Source organism: Pseudomonas sp. NPDC086566 (genome assembly GCF_050280885.1).
Classification (GTDB): Bacteria; Pseudomonadota; Gammaproteobacteria; order Pseudomonadales; family Pseudomonadaceae; genus Aquipseudomonas; species Aquipseudomonas vlassakiae.
This window is the reverse complement of the sequence record NZ_JBNNWD010000001.1, coordinates 764,316-783,093: the sequence shown is the minus strand read 5'-3', so window position 1 is coordinate 783,093 and position 18,778 is coordinate 764,316. Positions and strand designations below refer to the sequence as shown.

Here is an 18,778-nt window from a genome sequence, read left to right as displayed (position 1 = left end):
CATGTGGCCAATCATTGACAATGCCCTGGAGCATAACGGCCTGGTCACCGCCTTTGCGGTGGTTGGCGGGATCATGTGGTTGTCGGTGCTGCTGTCGAAGTACCTGACGTTTGGCCGGGTGCATGGCTCGGCAATCGCCATCGTCATTGGCCTGGTGCTGGCCTGGGTGGGCGGTACCGTGACCGGCGGCCAGAAAGGCCTGGCCGACATGGCGCTGTTCTCCGGCATCGGCCTGATGGGCGGGGCCATGCTGCGCGACTTCGCCATCGTTGCCACGGCCTTCGAGGTGCAGGCCACCGAGGCGCGCAAGGCCGGGTTGATTGGTGCGGTGTCGCTGCTGCTGGGTACGGTGCTGCCATTCATCGTCGGTTGCGTGGTGGCCTATGCCTTTGGCTACCGGGATGCGGTGAGCATGACCACCATCGGCGCCGGGGCGGTGACCTATATCGTCGGGCCGGTGACCGGGGCGGCGCTGGGGGCGAGTTCGGATGTGGTTGCGCTGTCGATTGCCACCGGGTTGATCAAGGCGATCCTGGTGATGGTGTTCACGCCGGTTTCGGCCCGGTTGCTGGCGTTGGACAATCCGCGCTCGGCGATGGTGTTTGGTGGGTTGGCCGGGACTGTGTCGGGTGTGACGGCTGGGCTGGCGGCGACTGATCGGCGGCTGGTGCCCTACGGTGCGTTGACCGCGACCTTCCACACCGGGCTGGGATGCCTGTTGGGGCCTTCAGTGCTGTACTTCTGTGTCAGGGGATTGGTTGGCTAGGACCGGCCTCTTCGCGGCTAAAGCCGCTCCCACAGGTACCGCGCGGCCCTCGATGCGGAGGCTATCCCTGTAGGAGCGGCTTTAGCCGCGAATGGCCCGACTCAATTGTCTCGGCTGTACATCCGGCATTCTGCCAACAAGGCCAGCAGATTCGGCTCCCGCTCCCGAGCCTTCAAAAACACCACCCCTATATGCTGCTGCAAGCGATACCGCGCCTGCAGCGCAATCAGCTTCACGCGGTTCTCGTAAACCGCTGCGATGCGCCCTGGCAGCAGGGCAAACCCCACGCCCGAACTGACCATGCTCAGCAGGGTGAAAATGTCGTTCACCTGCATCGCGACCTTTGGCTCGAACCCTGCCTGCTGGAACACCCGGGCGCCATCACGGTGGGTGGCGAAACCCTGGGTCAGGGTGATGAAGGTGGAGTCGGCCAGGTCCGCCAGGTCCACTTCCTGTTGCTCGGCGAACGGTGAATCGGTGGGCACGGCGAGGAAGATATCGTCGGAGAACAGCGGCAGCTGTTCGCAGGCCGGGTCCGCCGCGCTTTCGTCCAGTGATACCAGAATGGCTTCCAGCTCGTGGTTCTTCAGGCGTTGCAGCAAGTCGACGTTCGAGCCCAGGGTCAGGTCGATGTTCAGTTCGCTGCGCCGCAGCTTCAGGCCCATCACCAGCTTCGGAACGGTCTTGACGGTCAGCGAGTACAGCGCGCCAAGGCGGAAGCGCTCGGCATAGAAACCGGCGGCTTCGCGGGTCTGGCGGACCATCTGTTCGGCGTCCTGGATCAGTTGGCGGGCTTTCTTCTCCAGCACATAGGCGCTTTCCAGCGGGATCAGCTGGCGACCTTCGTGCTTGAACAGCGGGCAGCGCAACGCGCTTTCCAGGGAGTGGATGGCGCGGTGCACGCTGACCGCACTGGTGGACAGCTCGGCGGCGGCGCGGCCGAGGTTGCCACTGCGCATGAAGGCGAGGAAGGTCTCGAGCTTTTTCAGGGTCAGTTCTTCGTCGATCAGCATGCACGCGCGCCAGGATGAAGGGAGGCGCTGATCATGCCACAGCCGCACGCCTCATGGCGGCGTCAGGTTGCCAGGCAGCAAGCGTGCCCGGCGCAGTTGCGCAAGGTTGCGCGAGCCGGTACAGAAGCAGGCGATGCGCAACTGGCGCAGAACAACCTCGAAATGTTCCACCACGGCCTGGGTCGAGATCACGGCGGCACTGAGGACATTGGCAGCCTGGCCTACCAGGTCGGCACCGAGGCGTATGGCCTTGGCGGCATCGACGCCGTTGGCCACGCCGCCAGAGGCGATCAGGCCGATTTCCGGCACGGCGCGGCGCACCGCCAGCAGGCAGTGCGCGGTCGGGATGCCCCAGTCGGCGAACGCCAGGGCGACCTCGCGCTCAGCGGCATTGCCGGCGCGTTCGGCCTCCACGGCTGCCCAGCTGGTACCGCCGGCACCGGCCACGTCGACCATGGCAACGCCCGCATCGCAGAGCTGGCGCGCCACCTGGGGAGAAATGCCGGCACCGACTTCCTTGACGATCACCGGCGTTGGCAACTGGCGGGTCAAGGTTTCGATGTGTTGCAGCACACCGCGCCAGTCTCGGTCGCCTTCTGGCTGTACGGCTTCCTGAAGGGGGTTCAGGTGAATGATCAGGGCATTGGCCTGCAAGGTGTCGACGGCGCGGCGTGCCAGGTCCAGGCCGTCGGCCTCACGCAGCTGGGCAGCGCCGAGGTTGGCCAGTAGCGGCACATCGGGTGCCAGGTGGCGCAGCTCGCCGGTCAGGCCTTGGTCCTGGCCACTGCGCAGGCTGACGCGCTGCGAGCCAACGCCCATGGCGATGCCCAGTGCCTGGGCGGCTTCGGCGAGATGGTGATTGATGAAACGGGCACGTTCGGCACCGCCGGTCATGGAACTGATCAACAGCGGGGCGCCCAGTGCACAGCCGAACAGCTCAGTGCCCAGGTCGACGTCATCCAGGGCCATTTCCGGCAATGCGCAATGTTCGAAGCGCACTGACGACCAGCCGGGGTCTGCGCCAAGGGTGTTGTTGCCGGCGGCCAGGACGATATCCAGGTGATCGTCCTTGCGTTGGCTCAGTGGGTTTTTCTTCATGCCGGCTCCATGTTGAGGGGCAGCAATTGTACAACGATGTTGGTCTTGTATAGCTAAGTTGAAGATTGGTACAGCATCAGGCAGCAGCGCGTGTTGGTGGTTCCTTTGTGGGTTGGGGAAGGGTGCGTAGGGGTTCGCCGATAGCCGTGCAGCGCCTGTCAGATCGAGCGCCGCCCGCGCGGCGCATCGCGGATAAATCCGCTCCTACATTTGTTGCAACGTGCCGAACCTGTTACGCCATGGTTGCCAGCCTGGCGCATGACTTGAGCCTTGCAAACCGGCTGACAACCATGGCCTCACAGGCATGGCCACGTTGCAACGAATGTAGGAGCGGATTTATCCGCGATGCGCCGCGCGGGCGGCGCTCGATCTGATAGGCGCTGCAAGGCTGTCGGCGAACACCTGCCAACCTCACCCCGAAGGGTGATGGCCTGCACCACGGCCCCATGCAAGAATCCCAACCACAACAACCCCGGCATGGGACCACGACAATGAGCAAAGACCGGCTGAAATCGCCCGACTGGTACGCGCAGATGGCCCGTGTCGTCGACGCCCAGGGCTCGCCGGGCTTCGTCGAGGCGCTGTTCGCTGCGCTCAGGCTGATTGCCCCGTGCCAGGCCATTACCGTGTTCCTCTATCCGCGCAAGGGCCTGCCCTCGGCATTGTTCGAAAAGGACGAGGAGGGACCGTGGCTACCGGAAGGCAATATCCACAAGTACCTCGAAGGCTACTACCTGCTATGCCCGTTCTACCGGGCCTGCATGGACGGCATCGGCCCCGGTTGCTACCGCCTCAGTGACGTCGCCCCTGACCACTTCAAGCGAAGCGAGTACTACCTGGCGTTCTACCAGCACGCCCACCTGGAAGACGAACTCAACTTCATCGTCCCCCTCGACGAGCACCTGACCATCGCCGTGGCCCTGGCCAGCACCCGCCGCCTGGGCCGTCAGCAGGTCAGTGACCTCAAGTGCGTGGCGCCGTGGGTGGTGGCAACGGTGCGGCGGCAGTGGAGCCACCTTGATGTCGACGCCCTGGGTGGGCGTTTCGAGAGCGCTTTGGGCCGGCAGATCAGCGCCGCGCTGAACAACTTCGGCTCTTCGCTGCTCACCGAACGCGAGTGCCGCATCGCCCAGTACCTGCTGCGCGGCCACTCGACCCGGTCCCTGGCCGAGCGCCTGGGGATCAGCGAGGACACGGTCAAGACCCACCGCAAGAACCTCTACACCAAGCTCGATATCGCCAAGCAGTCCGAGCTGTTTTCGCTGTTCATCGACTCGCTCGCCCAGGCCCAGGAAGGCCTGAGCAAGGACCCGCTGGAAAGCTACCTGCGAAGGCGCTGAAGCGCCGTTTCACCCCACCCGTTTTTTACTGTCAGCGGTCTGGCAGGGCCAACTGCACGCCGCGTTTTACCCCGGAGAACAACAATGAACGCACCGTTCCAAGCCACGCTGCAAGCCCAGCGCGATACCCGTGACTACCAGGCCGGCGACGCCGCCCACCACATCCACGCATTCCTCGACCAGAAGGCGCTGAACGCCGAGGGCCCGCGGGTGATGGTCGGTGGCGAGCGCCTGCACCTGTGGGACAGCGACGGCAAGCGCTACCTGGACGGCATGTCAGGCCTTTGGTGCACCCAGCTCGGGTATGGCCGCAAGGACCTGACCGCCGCTGCCGCCGCGCAGATGGACCAGCTGGCCTACTACAACATGTTCTTCCACACCACCCACCCGGCGGTGATCGAGCTGTCCGAACTGCTGTTCAGCCTGCTGCCGGGCCACTACAGCCACGCCATCTACACCAACTCCGGCTCCGAAGCCAACGAAGTCCTGATCCGCACCGTGCGCCGCTACTGGCAGGTGGTCGGCCAGCCAGGCAAGAAGATCATGATCGGCCGCTGGAACGGTTACCACGGCTCGACCCTGGCGGCCACCGCGCTGGGCGGCATGAAGTTCATGCACGAAATGGGCGGGATGATCCCGGACGTGGCGCATATCGATGAACCGTACTGGTACGCCGCTGGCGGTGACCTGACCCCGGCCGAATTCGGCCGCCGCTGCGCCCTGCAGCTGGAAGAGAAGATCCTCGAACTGGGTGCCGAGAACGTCGCCGGGTTCATCGCCGAGCCGTTCCAGGGCGCGGGTGGCATGATCTTCCCGCCGGAAAGCTACTGGCCGGAAATCCAACGTATCTGCCGGCAGTACGACGTGCTGCTGTGTGCCGACGAAGTGATCGGTGGCTTTGGCCGTACCGGCGAGTGGTTTGCCCACGAATACTTTGGCTTCGAGCCGGATACCCTGTCGATCGCCAAGGGCCTGACGTCGGGTTATGTGCCAATGGGGGGGCTGGTGCTGAGCAAGCGCATTGCCGAAGCCCTGGTCGAGCGTGGCGGCGTGTTCGCCCATGGCCTGACCTACTCCGGCCACCCGGTGGCGGCGGCAGTGGCCATTGCCAACCTCAAGGCGCTGCGCGACGAAGGCATCGTGCGCCAGGTCAAGGAAGACACCGGGCCCTATCTGCAGCGGATCCTGCGCGAGGTGTTCGCCAACCACCCGTTGATTGGCCAGGTGCAAGGCGCCGGCCTGGTGGCGGCGCTGCAATTTGCCGAAGACAAGGGCAGCCGCAAGCGTTATGCCAATGAAAACGACCTGGCTTGGCAGTGCCGGACCTATGGCTTCGAGGAGGGGGTGATCATTCGTTCGACGTTGGGGCGAATGATCATGGCGCCAGCCCTGGTGGCCAACCACAGCGAGCTGGATGAGCTGGTGGAGAAGACCCGGATTGCGGTGGATCGCACTGCGCGCGGGCTGGGGTTGTTGTAAGGGTTGAGATTGTCGGGGCTGCAAAGCAGCCCCTAGCCATCAATGCATCCCGCGCGGGATGGTCTTGAGCAGGTCTTCCGGGCTGATGTGCCCCACCACCTGAGCCACCGCGCTGCCCGGGGTCGGCAGGTCGATGATGTGGTTCTTCATCTTGCCGATCACATGCATCTCGCACGGCTTGCAGTCGAACTTCAGGGTCAGCACTTCATCGCCCTGGATCAGTTGCATCGGCGCCACCTTGGTACGCACGCCGGTGACGCCCTTGGCCTGCTTGGGGCACAGGTTGAACGAGAAGCGCAGGCAGTGCTTGGTGATCATCACCGGCACTTCGCCGTGTTCCTCATGGGCTTCGTACGCCGCGTCGATCAGCTGCACGCCATGGCGGTGGTAGAAGTCGCGGGCCTTCTGGTTGTAGACGTTGGCCAGGAACGACAGGTGCGACTCCGGGTACACCGGTGGCGGCGTGGTCTCGGCCTTGCGCCCGCCACGTGGGTGCGCCTTCACCCGGGCCTCGGTCAGCGCCTCGATGGCTCCACGGCGCAGGGCCTTGAGCTGCGAGTTGGGGATGAAGAACGCCTGCGGTGCATCCAGCTCGATGCGGTTGGCGTGGTACATCGTGGTGCCCAGCTGGCCGAGCAGGTCGTGCAGCTGGTCCAGGGCCTGCTGCGGCTTGTTGGCAGCGCCAAACGGGCCATCCAGCGCCACTTGCACGCTGACGCCTTCTTCACTGCTGACGGTCAGCATCAGGCGCTGCTCGCGCAGCACCGCATGCCACTCCACGCCAACCCGGCGCTCGGCCGAGGTGCGTAGCAGGGCCTGCTGCCAGTTGTGGTCGAGGTTACGCGACAGCGGGTGGTTCGGCCGCAGTTTGTGCAGGCCTTCCGGCATCTCGTTAGGCTCGACGCGATAGCGGTAGCGCTTCTGGCCGTCTTCCTCGAACTCGCCACGTGGCTCGGCGATGTTGGCACGGAAGCCCACCACCTCGCGCTTGACCAGCACGTTGAGGCCGTCGCCATTGGTCAGCGGCACGTCGGTGACCACCTGCAGGTCACGCTTGCCGACTTTCTCTACCACGCCGACCGCAAGGCCGGTGAAGGTTGGCGAGTCGAAGGCACCGATGTCGACCTTGCGGTCGGTGACGAAGTAGTCGGTGCTGCCACGGTGGAAGGTCTTGTCCGGGTCGGGCAGGAAGAAGTGCTCGGTACGGCCGCTGGAGGCGCGGGCCAGTTCCGGGCGGCCTTCGAGGATGGCGTCGAGTTGCTTGCGGTAGTGGGCGGTGATGTTCTTCACATAGCCCATGTCCTTGTAGCGGCCTTCGATCTTGAACGAGCGCACGCCGGCATCGACCAGGTCGGCCAGATTGGCGGTCTGGTTGTTGTCCTTCATCGACAGCAGGTGCTTCTCGAAGGCCACCACGCGGCCCTGGTCGTCTTTCAGGGTGTACGGCAGGCGGCAGGCCTGTGAGCAGTCACCCCGGTTGGCGCTGCGCCCGGTCTGGGCGTGGGAGATGTTGCACTGGCCGGAGAAAGCCACGCACAGCGCACCGTGGATGAAGAACTCGATGGCCGCGTCGGTCTCGCTGGCGATGGCGCGGATCTGCTGCAGGTTCAGCTCGCGGGCCAGTACCAGCTGGGAGAAACCGGCCTGGTCGAGGAACTTGGCCCGTTCCAGGGTGCGGATGTCGGTCTGGGTGCTGGCATGCAGCTCGATGGGCGGGATATCCAGCTCCATCACCCCCAGGTCCTGCACGATCAGCGCGTCGACGCCAGCGTCGTAGAGCTGGTGGATCAGCTTGCGTGCAGGTTCCAGCTCGTTGTCGTGGAGGATGGTGTTGATGGTGGTGAACACGCGTGCATGGTAGCGGTGGGCGAACTCGACCAGTTCGGCGATGTCGCTGACCTCGTTGCAGGCGTTGTGGCGCGCGCCGAAGCTCGGGCCGCCGATATAGATGGCATCAGCGCCGTGCAGGATCGCCTCGCGGGCAATGGCCACGTCACGGGCAGGGCTGAGCAGTTCCAGGTGATTCTTTGGAAGGGACATGTCGTTATAGGTTCGGGCTGTCACGGTTAGGGCGGCATTGTAGCGGTGAATTGGGCTGGTGGCATCTTTGAGTGCCGAGAGGTGTGCAGCCAGTGCCGGCCCTTTCGCGGGCAAGCCCGCGAAAGGGCTGCAAAGCAGCCCCAAAGGCTCAGAACTGGTATTCGAGCCCAGCCCCGGCATACCAGGACCTGCCCGGCGCCGCCTCGTAATACCGGCCATTGCCATCGCCGACAATCACCGACCCCACATATTGCCGGTCGAGCAAGTTGTCCAGGCGTACCAGTTGGTGGAAGGTCCACGGCCCGACCTGCTGCTGGAACTGCGTACGCCAGTTGAACACCGCATAACCTGGTGCTGCGTGCTGGTCGTTGGTGTCCTCGACGTACACCTTGCTGCGGTACTGCCCCTCGAGCCCCATGCTGATGCCATTACGCGGCTTCCACACCAGCTCGCCGAACAGGCTGCTGCGCGGCACGCCGGGCAGCTGGTTGCCCTTGTCGATGGTTGTGGTGCCCTGGGTGAAGGCCTCGTCATAGGTGGTATCGAGCAGGGTGTAGGCCAGGTTGGCCTGCCACTGTGGGTTCAGTTCACGCTGCACGCTCAGCTCGAAGCCGCGACGCAGAGTCTTGCCGGCATTGCGGTAGCTGGTGCGGCCATCGGTCGATGCCGCGACCACGATCTCGTCCTCGGTACGGATCTCGAAGACGGCTGCGTTGATCCGCGTGCGTTCGTCCGGGCGCATCTTCAGCCCCACCTCGTACTGGGTACTGGTGGCCGGTTCGAGGCCGAAGTTGAAACCTTCCAGGGCACCGGGTGCGTAGGCCATCTCGGCCTGGGTCGGCGTCTCGAAGGCCTTGCCGGCGCTGATGTAGCCATGCAGGTCGGGGGTGAAGGCGTACATCACCGACAGCGTCGGCGTGGTGCGCTGGTACTTCTTCGAACCGCTGGCATCGCCGTTGGCCAGGAAGTGGTCGTCCACCTCCATCTCCATGCTGCTGTGGCGCAAGCCGGCATCCACGGTCCAGCGGTCCAGTTCCCAGTGGGCCTGCACATAAGGGTCGAGGCTGGTGGCGGTGTCTTTTTCGTCACGGCGCAGGTCGCCTTTCACACCCAGGGTGTCGCCGCTGAAGTTCTGGTAGCCACGGCGGTCGTCGCGGCTGCGGTCGTAGTCGGCGCCGAAGGTCAGGGTCAGGTTGCCGGGGGCGGCGCTGACCGGCTGGATCCAGCGCAGGGTGCCGCCATGGAACTCGCGGTCGAAGTCGACCACGCCGCCGCCGCGGTTGTTCGCCGGTGTGCCCTTGGGGATCGACAGGTACTGAATCACGCTGCGCTTGCCGCCATACAGGTTGAACTGCAAGGTCGCCTCGCCGAAGTAGCGCTCATAGTTCATGCCCACCTGCTGGTGGTGGATGCTCTTGCGCGTGTCGTATTCCTCGGCGCGCGCCGCCACCGAGCGCGGGTCGTGCTTGTAGGCATCCCAGGTCTGGCCGAGAGGGTCTTCGGTACCGTTCTGCTCCAGGGTGCTGAAGATCAGCGCCAGGCGGCTGTCTTCATCGGGCTTGACGTGCACCTTGGCGAAGGTCTGGTCGCGGCGCGCGGCGCTGTGGTCGCGGTAGCCGTCGGTGTCCATGCGCGAGGCATCGACCAGGAAACCGGCCTGTTCGCTGCCGCCTTCGCTGTAGAGGTGGTTCTTGTTGAAGCCATCACTGCCGAAGGTGGTATCGGCGCCCACCTTGGGTGGCCCCGAACCATCGCGGGAGAACATCTGGATCACGCCGCCGGCATTGCTGCCATAAATGGCGGACGCCGGGCCGCGCAGCACTTCGATACGGTCAGCCACATCCAGATTCAGCGATGCGGCCTGGCCCTGGCCATCCGGGGTGCTGGCCGGGATGCCGTCGCTGAGCAGCTTGATGCCACGAATGCCAAAGGCCGAGCGGGCGCCATAGCCACGCGAGGATACCTGCAGGTCCTGGGCGTAGTTCTGGCGGTTCTGCACCACCAGGCCAGGTACGCGGTTGAGTGCTTCCGACAGGTTGACGCCCAGCTGGCCATCGGCGATCTGCTGGCGCTCGACGGTATCGATGGAGTAGGGCAGGTCGAAGCTCGGGTTGGGGGCGTAGGTGCCGGTGACCACCACCGGTTCCAGCAGATTGAAGGAGGTGACCGGTTCGGCCTGGGCCAGTGGGCACAGGCCGGGCAGCAGGGCGATCAGGGCCTTGCGGCGAAAAGGGGGGAATTGCATGCAGCGTCCTGCTTTCTGGAAGAAGGCTCCGCCTGGCGGCGGAGCCGGTAAAACGGCAATCAGCGTTTGGCGGCCATGGCGGTCACTTCGACGCGCATTTCCGGGTAGGCCAGTGCAGCTACGCCAACCGCAGCACGCACGGGCCACGGCTTGCTGAAGAAGCGCTGGTACACCTCGTTGAAGGCAGCACGGTCGGCCATGTCGGTCAGGTAGATGGTCAGGTGCATGACCCGGTCCATGCCGCTGCCGGCCTTTTCCAGGGCGTCTTTCAGGGCCTGCAGGGTGCTTTCGCTCTGGCCGGTGATGTCGGCATCGAGGTCGGCCGGAATCTGCGTGGTAACCAGGATACCGTTGTACTCAGCGACGTCGGAGGAAATGGACTCGGCGTCGGAATCCGGTGTGTAGATAAGATCTGCCATGGGGGTTCGCCTTGCAACGGAAGGAAAGCGGCAAGCCTACGCGAGCCGGTCGCAAGGGTCGAGCCGGTGGGCGCTTATGCATTGAAATACCGCGCCCCGGCGGTCAGAATCGCCGCCGATTGTCGAGCAAGGGGTTGGCGTTGAACGAACAGACATTATCGATGCGCCTGGAGCGTGTGGCGGCGCATGTGCCGCAGGGCGCACGGCTGGCCGATATCGGCTCGGACCACGGCTACCTGCCGGTGGCACTGGCGCTGCGTGGGGTGATCGAAGCCGGGGTGGCCGGTGAGGTGGCGCAGACGCCCTATGCCTCGGCCCAGCGCAATGTGCGGCGCAACGGCCTGACGGCAACCGTCACCGTGCGCCTGGCCGACGGCCTGGAGGCCATCGAGGCCAGCGACCGCATCACCGCCATCAGCCTGTGCGGCATGGGAGGCAAGACCATGTGCGAGATTCTCGAGCGTGGCAAGGCGCGCCTGAACGGCCACGAGCGGCTGATCCTGCAGCCCAATGGCGATGAGTGCGAACTGCGCAGCTGGCTGATGCGCAACGGCTACCGGATCGTCAGCGAAGAACTGCTGCGGGAAAACCGTTTCGACTACGAGATCATCGTGGCCGAACCCGCCGATGCGGTGGCCTACCGTGCCGAAGAGCTGTATTTCGGGCCGCTGCTGATGCGTGAGAAAAGCCCGGCATTCCTGACCAAGTGGCAGCGCATGCTGCGTCAGAAGCAGCAGAGCCTGGCCAACTTCGAGCGTGCCCGCGGTGCCATCCCGCAGGAAAAGCTGCGTGACTTCGCCCGGCAGATTGGCTGGATCAACGAGGTACTGAACTGACTCACTGCTGCGAGCAGTTGCCCATTTCGCGGTAGTCGATTTCGCGTTTCTGGCCCTGATGGTCGACATAAACCATGTGCGCGGTACCGACCTGGCAGTCGGCGGCGTTGCTGGGCGGGGTGATCGAGATAACTTTGGCCACATCCAGCGGCATGCCGTATTCATAGTGGCTGGCGACGGGCTGGCTGGCCGAGGCGTCGGCGAAAGCGCCGAATGAAGCAAGGGCGGCAGACAGGGCGACAAAAGCAATCGAAGGTTTCATGGCAGGCTCCTTTTTCAATGTTTTACCAATGATGTATTCAATGGTGATCCTCAATAAATGGGCTAAGTCGTGATAGATTGCTACCTGTAACGTACGAATGAGAGTGCTCAAGGAGCCCGGCGCCATGGACATGCTGCACGCAATGCGTACCTTTACCCGGGTGGTGGAGTGCGGCAGTTTCGCCGCTGCCGCCAATGCCCTCGACATTTCCGCAGCACAGGTGTCGCGGATCGTCGCGGAGCTTGAGAACCAGTTGCAGACCCGCCTGTTGCATCGCACCACGCGGCGTTTGCGGATGAGCGAGGCGGGCGAGCGCTTTCTGGAGCGGGCGCGGCAGATCATGGCACTGACCGACGAGGCCGTGGACGAGGCACGCGGCGCCCACCTCACGCCACGAGGCTGCCTGCGTCTGCACTGTCCGCATGGCCTGGGCCTGTTACTGATGCCGCTGGTGGCTGGCTACAACAAGCTGTGCCCGGAGGTGGCCATCGAGCTGACACTGTCCCAGCGCAACCCCGACCCGCTGGCCGAGGGGCATGACGTGGTGATTACCGTAGACGAGGCCTTGCCCGATTCGCAGCTGATTGCCGTGCCGCTGGGCACGATCTTCAGCATCCCCTGTGCGGCGCCCAGTTACCTTGAAACCCATGGCGTGCCCGAGCGGCCGCAAGACCTGCACGAGCACCGCTGCCTGCGCATGGCTTACCCGATGCATGAAGGTGACTGGATATTCCCGCAAGGCCTTGACCAGTGCGTGATCGCCCCGCGCGACAGCTTCCTGACCAATGTCGCCGACGCCATGCTGGTGGCCAGCGAACTGGGCATGGGTATTGGCCTGTTGCCGTTCTATACCGCCAGCCAGGCCATCGAGCAGGGGCGCTTGCGGCGGTTACTGGCGCCGTACCGCTTACGTGAGAATGCGCTGTATGCGATTTACCCGTCGCGGCATTACCTGGATGCCAAGGTGCGGACCTGGATCGACTACCTCAAGGAACAGCTGCCGGGGTTGTTCGCGAGCCATGAGCGCATTGTCGACGACCCCCAGTTCTGGCGATGAATCAGTGACCGTAACGGCCGACCAGGCTCTGCGCGCCGAGCGCATGGTCTTTGAGCAACTCCATCAAGCCACCGCGATCCAGTTCCTGCGGCAAGGTGCCCAGCGGCAGGTCGGTGGCGATCAGGGTCAGTGCATAGTGGTGCGGCTTGTCCCCGGCCGGTGGGCAAGGGCCACGATAGGTCATGGTGCCGTGCGAGTTGCGCCCGACGATCAGCGCCTCGCTGGTCTTCCAGCCGGCGCCTTCCTCCAGGCCATTGAGCGCCGGGTCGATGTCATAGGCGAGCCAGTGCACCACGCCGATGCCCTTGCCACCGTCCGGGTCGAACATCACCAGGGCCAGTGATTGCGTGCCAAAAGGCAGGTTCTTCCAGCTCAGCTGCGGTGTGCGCCCCTCACCGGCGCCGCAGGCGGGGTCCGGGCCGACCTGCTGCAGGCCCATGACACCGCCATCGGTGAAGGACGACGAGCTGATCGACAGCGCGGCAGAGTCGCCACCGGCAGCCAGGGCAGCGCAGGGCAGCAAGGCGGCGAGCAGCCAGGGTGTGAGGTTCATGGCGATTCCTCGGCAGGGCCATGCGCCGCAGTGTAGACCAGTTGAGGGTCAGCGGCTGTCCTGGTCTTCGGCGTTGCCCCCGGTGCTCCCGGCGCCTGAGCCTGTGGCTTCACCGGTGCTATTGGAGCCACCGGCTGCGCCATCGGCGGCGTCCGAGTTGCTGCCGGTGTCGCTGCTGTCATTGGCGCGGCCGCTGCCCGGGCTGTTGACGCTGCTGCCTTCACCGGCAGTCTTGCCGCCACGCTGATCGGTTTGCGGATGGCTGTCGGTATGGGTCGTGTCCGTGGCGGCGTAACTGGTGGCAGCGGCGGTACCCAAGGCAAGGGCGAGCAACAGCGAGTGAATGCGGATCATGGCACGTCTCCTGGAGGGATGATCTGTCATTCGTTTGGCTCGTCGAGGCGGGCGGGGTGCCCGACGGGCGACGGGCGGTCGAAAAAAAAGGGCCGCGATTGCGGCCCTTGCATTACTTGGCTTCTGGCTGCGCACTCGGCGCAGGGGGCGTTACCGGTTCCAGCGGCGGATGCTCCTGCGCTGCATGCATCAGGTCCTCGGTCACCCGCAGTTCCGCGCCGGTCGGCGAGAACGTGGTCGACGCCGTGAACGGTGCCGGGTGCTCTGCTGCCGGGCGCTTGCCGCGACGCCAGAGGAAGAAGCACACCATCCCCAGGTTGACTACGGCAAAGGCCCAGAACAGCCCCACTTCGCCGAATTCGGTCATCGCCGGCGAGATGGCCAGCGGCGCCATGGCCGAGCCCAGCGAGTTGATCAGCAGCAGGCCCTGGATCATCGGCACCAGGGCATCGGACGGGGCGCGGTCGGCAGCATGGCTGACGGCCACCGGGTACAGCGCGAACACGCCGCCGCCGAGCAGGAACATGACGGCCGGCAGCAGGGCCGAATCCGAAGGCAGGAATACGGTGACCAGCGACAACACCATGCACAGCGCAGCCAGGGCGATCAGCACATCCTGGCGGTCTTTGCGGTCCGACCAGCGCCCCACCGGGTATTGCAGCAGCATGGCGCCGAGGATCACCCAGGCCATCATGTTGCCGACTTCACCGACATCCAGGCCGATGCGCTGCAGGTACAGCGGCAGCAGCGCGTAGATGCCGGCAATCACCACACCGGAGCCGAAGCAGCCGACCAGCCCCGACGGGGCCACGCCCAGCAGCTGGCGAGGCTTGAGCGGCTCGACCTGGTCCAGCAGCGGCGACACCCGTGGCAGGATCACGATCGGCAGGACCGACAACGCGGCGAGCATGCCGGCCAGCATGAACGGGGCACTGTCGCCCAGGTGGGTGATCTCGCCGAGGCCGGCCTGGGCGATCACGCCGGCGCCATAGAAGGCGATCATGTACAGCGCCAGCAGGCGCCCGCGGATCTTCGCGTCACCGGCCAGCAGCAGCCAGCTTTCGATCACCAGGAATACGCCGACGGCTGCCCAGCCATTGATCAGGCGCAGCACCGACCACCAGGTGGCGTCATAGAACAGCCCCTGCAGCAGAATGGTCGCGGCGATCAGCGAGGCGAAGCTGGTGTAGGCGCGGATATGGCCGATGCGCAGGATCAGCCGGTCGTTGAAGATGGCGCCGAGGGTCAGGCCGATGAAATAGGTCGACGAGACGATACCGATGGTCGTTGCCGATTCGCCGGCGGCGTCCAGGCGCAGGGTGGTAAGGGAAGACATGAAGCCGTTGCCCAGGGCAATGATGAACAGCCCGAGCAGGGGCGCCAGCGCCATGGCCAGCAAACGCGGAGACATACGTACCTCAAGTTGGAGTGGCGGTCGGAAAACGCCTTTTCGAGCGCGCACGCCAGACCGACCCGTCGAGGGCAGAGGAAGGTGCACGGGTGTGCCTGGGCTGGATGCGACCTGGGCAAGACTCAACCGCTGGGCCCTCAAGGAGCCGGGCCAGGCGGGGTCGGTTGAGCCTAGTTCACATGGGCGTCATGTGTTCAGGCCTGGACTCTGTCGTTGCTGCCGGTTGCCACCGTTCAAGGCGACGGGCGAAAAGGAAGCGCGATTCTACGGCTTGCGACCGATTTGCCCAAGGGGCCAGGGCCTGCGACGAGACGCCGCAGGGCTATTGCTCGAACAGCCGTTCGTGCACCCAGCCGTTGTTGGTCAGCACCATCACGCGCTTTTCCCGCGCCGGCGTTTCATGGGTCGCCAGCGCATTACCCAGATCACGGATGTTGGCCCTGACCTGGTCATTGGCCGCCCAGTCTGGCAACCCGGTGACCTTGTAGGCATAGGTGACATCGGAAACGGTGTGCCCGCTCATCTGGCCCGGCTCGCTGAACTGCTCGATCGCCGTGACCTCGGCCTTGCCGAAGCACAGCCCGCCGCGGCTCTGGCCGTTGAGCATCTTCTGGGCACCCGCCTTGTAGTACTTGCGGCCTTCATCGGTGAGGTCGTAGGCGTAGTAGATATCGGTGCGGGCCGGCTGCCACAGGCGCTCCGGCACTTCGACGCGGGCGATTTCCTTCTCGCTGACGATACCGACCGCGGCCAGCGCATGCAGCGCCTTGTTGGTGCCGGTGACGTCGAAGTCCTGGGTCTTGGTGGGGAAGTCAGTGACCACGAAGCAATGGGGATACTGCGTGTCGAGGTAAGCCTGGGCCGCCTTGCGGAAATTGGCCTCGTTGGCGTTGTGGGTGTCCGAGCAGCCGGCCAGGGTGGCCAGCAGCGCCAGCGGTGCGATCGTCCTGTACATGATCAAGCGTCCTTGGAAGGCAAGTTAACCTGTGGGCGGCATTAGAACCCACGGGCTAGAGCGGCGCAATCATGGCAGTACGGCATCTGGACAGGGTTCACAAAGCGGCGCTCAATGATGCCCTGGCGGCTCCCGGGTATCGATGCTGACCACCACCGACATCCCCGGGCGCAAGCGCGCAGCATCAGGTTGGTCGGGGTCGACGGTGATACGCACGGGGATGCGCTGGGCGATCTTGACGAAGTTGCCCGTGGCATTGTCGGCCTGCAGCAAGGCGAACTCCGAGCCGGTGGCCGGCGAGATCTGTTGCACATGGCCGTACAGCTTGAGGTGGTTCAAGGCATCGACAGTGAAGGTCACCGGCTGGCCGATACGCACGTCGGCCATCTGGGTTTCCTTCATGTTGGCGATCACCCACAGGGTATCGGGTACCAGCGCCATCAGCTGCGCGCCCGAGTTGACGTAGGCCCCCAGGCGCGTGCCGATCTGCCCCAGCTGGCCGTCACGCGGGGCGGTGACGCGGGTGTTGTCGAGGTCGATGCGGGCCAGTTCGACGGCGGCCTTGGCGTTTTCCACCGAGGCCTCCAGCGAGGCGCGGTTGACGATCACCGTTTCGCGGTCCTGACGGGCGATTTCCAGTGCGGCCTTGGCCTGGGCCAGGCTGGCGACGGCGGCAGCCTCGCTGGCGCGGGCCAGGTCCAGCGCGCTGCGCGACACTGAACCATCGCTGACCAGGGCCTGGTTGCGGCCGAGGTCAGCCTTGGCTTTGGTCGCCTGGGCCGCGGCATCGCCGATCGCCGCCTGGCGCTGGGCGATGGTGGCTTCGGCGCTGTTGCGCTGCTGCAGGTTGTTGGCCAGCGCCGCCTGCTGCTGTTGCAGTTGGGCGATGGCCTGGGCCAGGCGCTGTTTGTAGATGCGGTCGTCCAGCTGCACCAGCAGGTCGCCGGCCTTGACGAACTGGAAGTCATGCACCGGCACGTCGACGACATAGCCGCTGAGCTGTGGGCCGATGATCGTCACCTGGCCGCGAACCAGGGCGTTTTCGGTGCTTTCGATGGTGCTGCTGAAGGGCGGCAGGTTCCAGGCGTAGAGCACCAGCAAGATGCCCGCCAGGGCCACACAGGCGAAGCTGATCGAGGACAGGATGCGCACCCGCCGTGTGCGCACCGGGCTGGTCGGTTCGCTGGGTGGCGTGCTGCCTTCCGGGGTTTCGGCGATGGCGGTGGTGGTCGTGGTGCGGGTTTGTTCGGTCATCGGTTGGCAGTACCGCAGGTGGAGTCGGATGAAGCAGCCTGGCGGGCGACATACCAGAGCCAGGAGCAGCGAAGGGTAATCCAGATCATGGTCAGCACGGCGATGCTGCCGATCAGTACGAACACGTCGTTGTAGGCCATCACGTTGGCCTCGCGGGTGGCGGCGCTGGCCAGCACGCGCATGCCGGCCTCGCTGCGCAATGCCGGGTCGGCAAGGACCCCGGCGTAACCGGCGCCGCCACTTTGCACGCGGGCATTGACCAGCGGTTCGAGGTAGCTGAGGCGGTCCATCAGGTGGCTGGAATGGAACTTCTCGCGCCAGGTCTGGAAGGTGCCCAGCAGCGCTGCGCCGATCAGGCCACCGAGGTTGTTGCAGATGCCGAACAGCACCGAGAAACTCACCAGGTTGCGCGGGTTGGCGCGCACGTGGCTGATGCCCAGGGCCATGGACGGGCCGAGGAAGAAGGTGCTGCCGAAGGCCAGCAGGAACTGGCTGACGTACATCTGTGCCGGGCGCGTGAGGTTGCTCGAGCTGCTGTCCATGAACGCCCCGGTGGCCATCGCCAGCAACGAGATGAACAGCGGGATCACCAGGTGCCTGGGGTCGATGGTCAATGCGCTGGTGGCCAGGCCCGCCACCGCGCCGAGCAGCATGATCCAGTACAGCGAGCGCATCTGTTCGCTGCCCATGTTCAGCAACTGCAGAAAGCCCACGGCGCCGGTGGATTGCTCCGAGGTGACCATGCGGATCAGGATGACGCACAGGCCCAGGCGGATGATCGCGCCACTGCCCAGCCAGCGGGTCATCAGCAACGGGTTCTGGCGGTTGTGCTCGATCGCCAGGCCAGTGAAGATCAAGGCGATCGAAGCGGCCAGGGCGACGCCGATCCAGGGCGCTTCCAGCCACCAGTCGATACGCCCGAGCGACAGCGCGGCGCACAGCAGGGCGACGCCGCTGGCCATCAAGGTAAAGGTGAGAAAGTCCAGTGGCTCGAACGTCTTGAAGCGGTCGCCGGGTGGCAGCTTGAGCAGCAACACGCAGCCCAGCGCGGCCAGTGCCAGGCCCAGTTCGAACAGGTACAAGCCGCGCCATTCGGCGATCTGCAGCAGGTCTTCGGAGAAGATCCGCGCCAGCGGCAGGGCCAATTGCGAGGCGCCCAGGCCCAGCACCATGGCCTTGAGGCGCCAGCGCTCAGGGAAGGCCTGGATCATGTAGTAAAGGCCCAGCGAACTGAGCGCAGCGCCGACCATGCCATGGGCGGCGCGCACGGCGATGGCCGAGTTGAGGTCGTTGACGAACAAGTGGGCGAAGGTGACCAGGGCGTAAAGCACCAGGAACACCTCGGTAAAGGCGCGCAGGCCGAACTGCTGGCGAAACTTGACCAGCAGCAGGTTGATCGACACGTTGGTCATCACATAGGCCGCCGGCAACCAGGCCATCTCGGCGCTGGTCGCGCCCAGCGCGCCTTGCAGGAATACCAGGTTGGCGGTGACCAGGGCGTTACCCAGGCCACCGGTAATGGCCACCAGCAGGCCGACCACGCCATAGGCCAGGCGCTTGGCCGGCGTGTGCAGGGGCGTTGAAGGGGAGCCGGGGAGGCTGGGCTTCTCGTGCGGGAGCCACTGGCGTGGGGTGTATTTGTCCATGGCGCTGACTGTACGGTGGGAACAGGTGTTTGTCTTGAGGTTTGTTGCGC

At 64.9% G+C, this 18,778-nt stretch carries 17 protein-coding genes; 5 read left to right on the top strand and 12 right to left on the bottom strand.

Features of this window, described 5'->3' with window-relative positions; translation table 11 throughout:
- Nucleotide 1 precedes the first annotated feature (1 nt).
- On the top strand, nt 2-766 hold the full coding sequence (gene madM / locus ACQKPS_RS03720; protein WP_427602783.1) for a malonate transporter subunit MadM: 765 nt from the start codon (nt 2-4) through the stop codon (nt 764-766).
- Nucleotides 767-867: 101 nt separating this feature from the next.
- Here madM and ACQKPS_RS03715 read toward each other — a convergent pair whose 3' ends face one another.
- Both ACQKPS_RS03715 and fni read right to left on the bottom strand, forming a co-directional pair.
- A complete protein-coding gene (locus ACQKPS_RS03715) occupies nt 868-1,779 on the bottom strand; it encodes a LysR family transcriptional regulator (RefSeq protein ID WP_254485358.1) in 912 nt (303 codons plus the stop codon).
- Between the two features lie 51 nt (nt 1,780-1,830).
- Nucleotides 1,831-2,877 (bottom strand): type 2 isopentenyl-diphosphate Delta-isomerase, encoded by a 1,047-nt coding sequence (gene fni, locus ACQKPS_RS03710; protein WP_427602781.1) that lies wholly within the window; start codon nt 2,875-2,877, stop codon nt 1,831-1,833.
- A gap of 491 nt (nt 2,878-3,368) precedes the next feature.
- On the opposite strand from fni, the gene ACQKPS_RS03705 reads away from it, so the two are divergent.
- Nucleotides 3,369-4,217 (top strand): helix-turn-helix transcriptional regulator, encoded by an 849-nt coding sequence (locus tag ACQKPS_RS03705; protein WP_254485360.1) that lies wholly within the window; start codon nt 3,369-3,371, stop codon nt 4,215-4,217.
- Nucleotides 4,218-4,301: 84 nt separating this feature from the next.
- Nucleotides 4,302-5,696 carry an aspartate aminotransferase family protein gene (locus tag ACQKPS_RS03700; protein ID WP_283724590.1) on the top strand — a complete coding sequence of 465 codons (1,395 nt, stop codon included), beginning with the start codon at nt 4,302-4,304 and terminating at the stop codon, nt 5,694-5,696.
- A gap of 39 nt (nt 5,697-5,735) precedes the next feature.
- Here ACQKPS_RS03700 and ACQKPS_RS03695 read toward each other — a convergent pair whose 3' ends face one another.
- The 3 genes from ACQKPS_RS03695 to ACQKPS_RS03685 form a co-directional block, all read right to left on the bottom strand.
- On the bottom strand, nt 5,736-7,736 hold the full coding sequence (locus tag ACQKPS_RS03695) for a peptidase U32 family protein (RefSeq protein WP_427602778.1): 2,001 nt from the start codon (nt 7,734-7,736) through the stop codon (nt 5,736-5,738).
- A 148-nt stretch (nt 7,737-7,884) separates the two neighbouring features.
- On the bottom strand, nt 7,885-9,981 hold the full coding sequence (locus ACQKPS_RS03690) for a TonB-dependent receptor family protein (protein ID WP_427602776.1): 2,097 nt from the start codon (nt 9,979-9,981) through the stop codon (nt 7,885-7,887).
- Between the two features lie 59 nt (nt 9,982-10,040).
- Nucleotides 10,041-10,400, bottom strand: a complete 360-nt coding sequence (locus ACQKPS_RS03685) for a RidA family protein (RefSeq protein WP_176507272.1) — start codon at nt 10,398-10,400, stop codon at nt 10,041-10,043.
- A gap of 140 nt (nt 10,401-10,540) precedes the next feature.
- On the opposite strand from ACQKPS_RS03685, the gene ACQKPS_RS03680 reads away from it, so the two are divergent.
- Nucleotides 10,541-11,236, top strand: coding sequence for a tRNA (adenine(22)-N(1))-methyltransferase (locus ACQKPS_RS03680; protein ID WP_427602774.1), 696 nt, complete (start codon nt 10,541-10,543; stop codon nt 11,234-11,236).
- 1 nt (nt 11,237) lies between these two features.
- On the opposite strand, the gene ACQKPS_RS03675 is transcribed toward ACQKPS_RS03680, so the two are convergent.
- Nucleotides 11,238-11,498: a DUF2790 domain-containing protein gene (locus ACQKPS_RS03675; RefSeq protein ID WP_427602772.1), complete on the bottom strand. Its 261-nt coding sequence runs from the start codon at nt 11,496-11,498 to the stop codon at nt 11,238-11,240.
- A gap of 124 nt (nt 11,499-11,622) precedes the next feature.
- Between ACQKPS_RS03675 and ACQKPS_RS03670 the strand changes: the two genes are divergently transcribed.
- Nucleotides 11,623-12,555 (top strand): LysR family transcriptional regulator, encoded by a 933-nt coding sequence (locus ACQKPS_RS03670; protein ID WP_254485367.1) that lies wholly within the window; start codon nt 11,623-11,625, stop codon nt 12,553-12,555.
- A gap of 1 nt (nt 12,556) precedes the next feature.
- Here the strand turns inward: ACQKPS_RS03670 and ACQKPS_RS03665 are convergent, their stop codons facing one another.
- The 6 genes from ACQKPS_RS03665 to ACQKPS_RS03640 form a co-directional block, all read right to left on the bottom strand.
- Nucleotides 12,557-13,108, bottom strand: a complete 552-nt coding sequence (locus tag ACQKPS_RS03665) for a YbhB/YbcL family Raf kinase inhibitor-like protein (protein ID WP_427602770.1) — start codon at nt 13,106-13,108, stop codon at nt 12,557-12,559.
- A 48-nt stretch (nt 13,109-13,156) separates the two neighbouring features.
- On the bottom strand, nt 13,157-13,462 hold the full coding sequence (locus ACQKPS_RS03660; RefSeq protein WP_176507267.1) for a hypothetical protein: 306 nt from the start codon (nt 13,460-13,462) through the stop codon (nt 13,157-13,159).
- Nucleotides 13,463-13,574: 112 nt separating this feature from the next.
- Nucleotides 13,575-14,873, bottom strand: a complete 1,299-nt coding sequence (locus ACQKPS_RS03655) for an MFS transporter (protein ID WP_176507266.1) — start codon at nt 14,871-14,873, stop codon at nt 13,575-13,577.
- 322 nt (nt 14,874-15,195) lie between these two features.
- Nucleotides 15,196-15,828 (bottom strand): hypothetical protein, encoded by a 633-nt coding sequence (locus ACQKPS_RS03650; RefSeq protein WP_283724596.1) that lies wholly within the window; start codon nt 15,826-15,828, stop codon nt 15,196-15,198.
- A gap of 111 nt (nt 15,829-15,939) precedes the next feature.
- Nucleotides 15,940-17,082, bottom strand: a complete 1,143-nt coding sequence (locus ACQKPS_RS03645) for an HlyD family secretion protein (protein WP_254485370.1) — start codon at nt 17,080-17,082, stop codon at nt 15,940-15,942.
- Nucleotides 17,079-18,728 carry an MFS transporter gene (locus ACQKPS_RS03640; RefSeq protein WP_427602767.1) on the bottom strand — a complete coding sequence of 550 codons (1,650 nt, stop codon included), beginning with the start codon at nt 18,726-18,728 and terminating at the stop codon, nt 17,079-17,081. The genes ACQKPS_RS03645 and ACQKPS_RS03640 overlap by 4 nt, the downstream gene beginning before the upstream one ends.
- Nucleotides 18,729-18,778 lie beyond the last annotated feature (50 nt).

What these genes read in the sequence shown, in the direction of transcription:
- madM (WP_427602783.1), top strand. Translation starts at nt 2, where the DNA reads ATGTGGCCAATCATTGACAATGCCCTGGAGCATAACGGCCTGGTCACC.
- ACQKPS_RS03715 (WP_254485358.1), bottom strand. Translation starts at nt 1,779, where the DNA reads ATGCTGATCGACGAAGAACTGACCCTGAAAAAGCTCGAGACCTTCCTC.
- fni (WP_427602781.1), bottom strand. Translation starts at nt 2,877, where the DNA reads ATGAAGAAAAACCCACTGAGCCAACGCAAGGACGATCACCTGGATATC.
- ACQKPS_RS03705 (WP_254485360.1), top strand. Translation starts at nt 3,369, where the DNA reads ATGAGCAAAGACCGGCTGAAATCGCCCGACTGGTACGCGCAGATGGCC.
- ACQKPS_RS03700 (WP_283724590.1), top strand. Translation starts at nt 4,302, where the DNA reads ATGAACGCACCGTTCCAAGCCACGCTGCAAGCCCAGCGCGATACCCGT.
- ACQKPS_RS03695 (WP_427602778.1), bottom strand. Translation starts at nt 7,736, where the DNA reads ATGTCCCTTCCAAAGAATCACCTGGAACTGCTCAGCCCTGCCCGTGAC.
- ACQKPS_RS03690 (WP_427602776.1), bottom strand. Translation starts at nt 9,981, where the DNA reads ATGCAATTCCCCCCTTTTCGCCGCAAGGCCCTGATCGCCCTGCTGCCC.
- ACQKPS_RS03685 (WP_176507272.1), bottom strand. Translation starts at nt 10,400, where the DNA reads ATGGCAGATCTTATCTACACACCGGATTCCGACGCCGAGTCCATTTCC.
- ACQKPS_RS03675 (WP_427602772.1), bottom strand. Translation starts at nt 11,498, where the DNA reads ATGAAACCTTCGATTGCTTTTGTCGCCCTGTCTGCCGCCCTTGCTTCA.
- ACQKPS_RS03670 (WP_254485367.1), top strand. Translation starts at nt 11,623, where the DNA reads ATGGACATGCTGCACGCAATGCGTACCTTTACCCGGGTGGTGGAGTGC.
- ACQKPS_RS03665 (WP_427602770.1), bottom strand. Translation starts at nt 13,108, where the DNA reads ATGAACCTCACACCCTGGCTGCTCGCCGCCTTGCTGCCCTGCGCTGCC.
- ACQKPS_RS03660 (WP_176507267.1), bottom strand. Translation starts at nt 13,462, where the DNA reads ATGATCCGCATTCACTCGCTGTTGCTCGCCCTTGCCTTGGGTACCGCC.
- ACQKPS_RS03655 (WP_176507266.1), bottom strand. Translation starts at nt 14,873, where the DNA reads ATGTCTCCGCGTTTGCTGGCCATGGCGCTGGCGCCCCTGCTCGGGCTG.
- ACQKPS_RS03650 (WP_283724596.1), bottom strand. Translation starts at nt 15,828, where the DNA reads ATGTACAGGACGATCGCACCGCTGGCGCTGCTGGCCACCCTGGCCGGC.
- ACQKPS_RS03645 (WP_254485370.1), bottom strand. Translation starts at nt 17,082, where the DNA reads ATGACCGAACAAACCCGCACCACGACCACCACCGCCATCGCCGAAACC.
- ACQKPS_RS03640 (WP_427602767.1), bottom strand. Translation starts at nt 18,728, where the DNA reads ATGGACAAATACACCCCACGCCAGTGGCTCCCGCACGAGAAGCCCAGC.